This is a genomic window from uncultured Thiodictyon sp., from assembly GCF_903828115.1.
GTDB lineage: Bacteria > Pseudomonadota > Gammaproteobacteria > Chromatiales > Chromatiaceae > Thiodictyon.
Window position 1 is genome coordinate 1 of record NZ_CAIKKU010000159.1, and the last position, 5,250, is coordinate 5,250.

The following is a 5,250-nucleotide window of genomic DNA, read 5'->3' on the forward strand; positions in this document are numbered from 1 at the left end:
ATTACGACAACGACAACGACGCCCGGTCCGTGAGAACGTCCGGTAGCTGTAGCCCGATCCGGCCTCGATCAAGATTCCGGCCACTTGGGCTCGCCGGGTGCGTAGTCAGGCCATCCTGGCCTGACACCGTCAGGGCTGGAAGCCCTGACTACGCACGCCGCTGGCCGGGATTACGATCAAGGCCCCCGATCCCCTCGGCGTCGCGCGTGACCGGGGCCGCGGTGCTATGCTTCGGGGCTACGCAGCAGCGGCATCGCTAGCCATTGTCGGCGCGCCGTGACAGCATGGTTCAACCGGGACGCCCCAATGCTCGATCCTGATCGATGAACTGAGCAATGACGAGGTCTGGGTATTGAATGCCCGTGACGACGGTACCGCGGTCGCCGCCTGCCTCGCCGATCACCCGGATGGAGACCGGTTTCGCGGTACGCTGCGCACCGGCGAGTTCCTGAGTGCGGTCGGCGAAGACTGGGTGCTGGGCCAGGAGACCAGCGATGCGTCTGCTGTCACGGTTCGATCCGTCGCCGACGCCTCAATGCGCGGCATTGGGGGAGGTGCGGCAATGACCCGCTGCGGTGGATACCGGCGCGATCACCCGGGCCTCAGATCAAGGCCCGACAATCAATAGAAGGCAACACGCGCGAGACAAAGGTCGGCCGTCATCTCCCGGCCGATCGCGACCAGCCCCAGGCGCCGCAGGACGGCGAGGTCCAGCGGGCAGTCGATCCGGTAGGGCTCAAAGGTCCCGAAGGGCAGCCGCACCGTCTCCCAGCGCGGCGGCGCCCGGAACGAGGTGCGATACGACTGCCAGACGATCCGCGTGTCGACCGTGCGCAGGTGCAGGTTATAGGTTTCGTCATTGCCCCGGACCACCAATTCGATCCCGCTCCAGCCCCGGGCATCCACCAGGCCGGCCGTTCCGAGGTCCAGACCCGCCTGGATGAAACCGCCGTTGTGCGCCAGGCTGACCTGACCGGTCAGGTGCAGGCAGGGCCGGGCATCGACGACCTCAGCGGCCAGCCCGCCCCGCGAGACGCCGCCCATGACGGTGTCGGCGATGAACTGCCAGCGGGTGCCCAGGCTGGCATTCAGGTCACCGCTGGCGCGGTCGTCGATGAGCGGAGAGGGTGCGGTGGGCATGGGTCAGACCTGATAAGGAACGCGAACGCGGGGATGATCGACGGGAAAATCGTGGCTATTTCGACTTACCAACAGGGCATCGGTTTGATCGGCAGCTTTCCGGAATCCGAATCCCGTCCGGTCTTACGATTGGTCATCAGTGTTTCCTTAAGCAGTGGTGGTATTGGAGTCTGCTTACCTCGAGATAGCCATGCGGTGGCTTCGTCAGCGCATCCAATGACCTGAATTGATCGCTCCTCTCCTCCCCGCGCTGCTTCCCTATCGATATCGTGATATCAGAAAACTATATCACAAACGATTGACGACAACCTCGGCCGGCCGCAGCAGCCGCTCGCCCTGCACGAAGCCGCGGCGCACCTCGGTGAGGACCAGGCCCGCCGCCTGCTTGAGGTCTCGCCCGACCTCGGCGGCGTGCATGGTCTGGGGGTCGAAGCGCTGGCCGAGGGCCGGCAGCGGCTGGACGCCGCGACGCGCGAGGATGTCGTCCAGGCGGCGCAGGGTCATGCCGAGCCCCGCGGCCATGGCGGTGACGAAGACCGCGGCGCCGCCGCGGCGGGCCAGCCAACCGGGGCGGTAGCGCTGGGCCTGATCCGCCGCGGCCTGGAGCCGGTCGCGCAGTTCCAGGAGTTCCAGCAACAGGTCGCGCTGCGTGTCCTCGCGGGCGCGCCGCTCGGCCTCGGCGCGTTGCGTCTGGGCCTCCTGCTGCGCGTTCTGGGCCTGGCGTACCAGGTCGAAGGCGTCGCGGAACTGATCCAGGGCGCCCTTCACCTGGCGCGACTCGATCTTGATCTCGTTCTTGAGGGCGGCGACTTCCGCGAACAGGGTGAAGAGGTCCGGGGCTTGCGGACCGGGCGCCGCGTCAGCCGCCGCGCTGCTCGCGGGGTCATCCGCGGCGTCCAGGTAGGCGGTGAAGCGCTCGATCAATTGCGCGCGGTCGTCGGGGGCCATCAGTCACCCCCGCGCAGCAGGGCGTCGAAGAGCGCCCGGGCTGGACGGCGGGGTGCGCCCACCGGGTCGGCGCGGTCCAGGACCTCGAGCAGGGTCGGTGGTTCCTGGTTGAACAAGGCCGTCGCGAGGCGGGCGCGGTGGGTGCGCAGCGACTCGTAGGCGGTGCGCAGGTCCTGGAAGCGCTGGGGGTCGCGCTCCGGCGGGCAGGTCTTGACGGCCGCCAGATAGGCGGCGTAGACCGCGGCGTCGTCCGCGTCCGGGGGCAGTCCAAGGGTGAGGTAGGGATCGCTCATCGCTCGCTCGTCTAGAAGAGTTCAAATTGCTCGGGGTCGTCGTCACTCGGGGGTTTGGTATCAGTCGCCCGCGGCGTCTGGCGCTTGCCCTTGGGCCCCCCGCGGGGCGGAGCGCCGCGGCCGCCGGGACCCGGGGCGGGCGGCATCCCGGTGCCGAAGTCGGGCAGTTCCTCGCGCATCAGTTCGAGCACCTCATCGATCATCCGCGCCCGGCCCAACTCGCGCTCCCGCCGCTTGAACTCGGCGCGCTCCTGGGCGCTGAGCCCGGCGATCTTGAGCACCTGATCGATCCCCATGATCTCGATGATGGCGCGCATGGCCGCGTCCGGTGGAATCGGGAGCTGGCCCAGGTCCGGCCCCGGCCCATCGTCATCGTCGTCGAATGCGTCGGTGAAGAACCCGCCGGGCAGGCCTGGGAAGAACGGCGGCGGTGCATACTGGTCGATGACCTGTTCGATACGATGGGCGGTGCGCTCGTCCCCGGCCGCGCGCGCCCGGATCCAGGCGTCTTCCAGTTGGCCCATCTCGGCGCGGTCCGGGTGACTGCGGCGGCCCGTCCGGCGCGACTCGAACTGATGCAGCACGAACACCGGTGTATGCGGCCAGCGCTTGAGTGCGGCCACGGCGAAGGCCTGCCGCGCCAGGGTCAGACCGGCCCGGCGCAGGGTGTCGCAGGCCGCTTCCGACTCGGCCAGGGTCAGGGGCCACTTGGCGGCGACGCTCAGCGGCTTGTCGAACAGGCGTTGCAGCTCGGTCGCGAGCCCTTCGCCCCCTTCCAGATGGGCGCGCAGCCGCGCCAGGAAGGCGCTCAGATCCGCCTGGGTCGGGGCCTGGGGCTTGCCGCTGCCGGCCGCCTTGAGTGCCCAGGCCGCGGTGCGGCCGATGGCGACCGCCTCCAGGGTCAGGGCCAGGGCCGCGGCCAGGCCGTCGCCCAGGGCGGCGAACTGGGCGCGCAGGGCGTCCCGGCCGCGGGACTCGTCCTCGATCAGATCGAGCAGGCCGGCGAGCAGGGCGCGCTGCTCGCGCCGCCGCCCGTCCTGGTCCCACTGCCCCGCCTCGTCGAGTTCCTTACGGGCCAGGTCGTAGCGGGCGGCGCGGACCTGTTTGCGTGTATGGGCCAGATGGGCCTTGACCAGGCGCTCGCGGGCGCCGCTATTGATCGGGTCCAGGGCCAGGATCTCGTGGGCGTAACGCGCCGCCTTCTTGAAGGCGTCCCCGGCCAGCGCCGCGTCCATGGCCGCGGTCAGCAGGCCCAGGTCCTTGGGGAAGCGCTTGAGACCCTGCTCCAGCAGGGGGCGGGCGTCCTTGAGGCGGTCGCCGCGCAGGTAGTAGCGGACCAGGCGCTCATAGGTGTCACGGTCGTCGGGGTCATACGTGAGGCTCAGGGCGAGCGCGTTGGCCAGGTCTCGATCCGGGCTGTCCGGGTCCTGGGAGGGGGCCACCCCGGCCAGGATATCGCGGTGGCTGTCCACCCGGCGCAGGACCAGGGCGACGCGCAGGGCGGCGTCGCTGCCGGCCGGTCCCGGTCCGGCCTCGATCAAATGATCGGCATAGGCTTCCCAGGCCTCGATCGCCTCCCAGGGGTTGGGGCTCTCCTCGGCGTGCCAGGCGGTGACCAGCAGGCGCTCGTCCGGGGACAGGCGTCGCCCGCCGCCCTCGGTGATCAGGGCCGCGCTCTTGGGAAAGCCGGGGACCAGCAGGCGCAGGGCCTGACGCCGCGCCCAGTCCTCGCCCAGGAGGGCGCGACGGCGCTGCAGCAGGCGCAGCAGGGCCTGGGGACCGGTCCCGCCGACCCGGCGCGTCTCCTCCCACAGGGCCTGGCGTTCATCCCCCCAGCCGGCCAGGGTCAGGGCGAAGCGGCGGGTCTGCTCCCCGGCGTCCGCCAGCCGGGCCGGGAGTGTCTCCGGGGGACCCAGGGCCAGGGCACAGGCCCGGCGCAGGGGGGCGAAGCCGGAGTCGTCGCCGACCCGTTCAAGCAGCGCGGCGGCCTCGGCGGGTGCCGCCGGGGCCCGCTGCAGGGCCTTGAGGACCTGCGCCAGGTCGCGATAGGGGGAGCGGAAGGGGATGGCGGCCAGGGCCTCTTGCAGGGCCGCGTCGTCGCCCCGGCAGTACGCGTCCAGGGCCGCAGCGGCGGTCAGCCCCAAAGCACGAATGGGATCATCGGCCGGGAGCCCCGCGGCCACTGCCGTCTCGCCCGCGAGATGCAGCGCGGCCAGGTGGGAGCGCAGGGCGGTCAAGGTCGCACCGTCCAGGCGCCCGCCCGCCTGGGCCAGCAGGTCCAGTACTGCCTGGACCTTGCCCTGGCGCAGGAGCAGGGCGCAATAGTCCAGCTCCGGGGGCAGTTGCGGGGCGACCAGGGCGCGGTTCTCCCAGAGGGTGAGGGCCTCCTTGGGCATCCCCTTGGCCGCCAGTTCCCGGGCCCGCCCGGCGTAGGCCGCGGCCAATTCCAGCCGCCACTCGGGGCGGTCCTCGATCTTGAGCAGGTCCTTGAAGGCGGCGGTCGCCTCCCGCCAGCGGCCCGCCGCGGCCTGGCCTTGGGCCAGGGCCAGCAGCGCCGCCGCCGACTGTTGCGGGGACTTGGGCGCCGCGGCGCCGACCTTGCGCGATTTTTTCATACGTTTATCCGGGCCCGAGGGTGGCCCCGCCGGCCCTGGGGCGCGGGGGCGAAGGTGCAATGATACCGTGCAGTGCATCGAATATCCCGTCGGCGCGTTGGGACGGGGCCGATGTGCCCCCACACTTCGGGGATACCGGGGTCGGGTGCGATCAGAACTGACGTGGTGACCGAGATCCCGGGTACGCTGTCCTGGTCGTTGTCGTTGTCGTTGTCGTTGTCGTGATCGGATTGTTCGATTACGACAACGACAAC

At 70.6% G+C, this 5,250-nt stretch carries 6 protein-coding genes; 1 reads left to right on the top strand and 5 read right to left on the bottom strand.

From position 1 onward, the window contains the following. Window positions 1–352 precede the first annotated feature (352 nt). Entirely contained in the window at window positions 353–628 is a 276-nt protein-coding gene (locus tag QZY48_RS05765; protein WP_295428898.1) for a hypothetical protein, read from the top strand. Here the strand turns inward: QZY48_RS05765 and QZY48_RS05770 are convergent. The 5 genes from QZY48_RS05770 to QZY48_RS05790 all read right to left on the bottom strand — a co-directional run. Then, window positions 622–1,140, bottom strand: a complete 519-nt coding sequence (locus QZY48_RS05770) for a CIA30 family protein (RefSeq protein WP_295428901.1) — start codon at window positions 1,138–1,140, stop codon at window positions 622–624. The two genes, QZY48_RS05765 and QZY48_RS05770, sit on opposite strands and share 7 nt — an antisense overlap. Before the next feature lie 288 nt (window positions 1,141–1,428). Beyond that, on the bottom strand, window positions 1,429–2,088 hold the full coding sequence (grpE, locus tag QZY48_RS05775) for a nucleotide exchange factor GrpE (protein WP_295428902.1): 660 nt from the start codon (window positions 2,086–2,088) through the stop codon (window positions 1,429–1,431). Continuing rightward, on the bottom strand, window positions 2,088–2,381 hold the full coding sequence (locus QZY48_RS05780; protein WP_295428905.1) for a molecular chaperone DnaJ: 294 nt from the start codon (window positions 2,379–2,381) through the stop codon (window positions 2,088–2,090). The genes grpE and QZY48_RS05780 overlap by 1 nt, the downstream gene beginning before the upstream one ends. A gap of 11 nt (window positions 2,382–2,392) precedes the next feature. Continuing rightward, on the bottom strand, window positions 2,393–4,996 hold the full coding sequence (locus tag QZY48_RS05785) for a hypothetical protein (RefSeq protein WP_295428907.1): 2,604 nt from the start codon (window positions 4,994–4,996) through the stop codon (window positions 2,393–2,395). Beyond that, window positions 4,993–5,250 (bottom strand): hypothetical protein (locus QZY48_RS05790; RefSeq protein ID WP_295428909.1); only part of this gene is annotated, 258 nt, incomplete at its 5' end. The genes QZY48_RS05790 and QZY48_RS05785, both read right to left, overlap by 4 nt.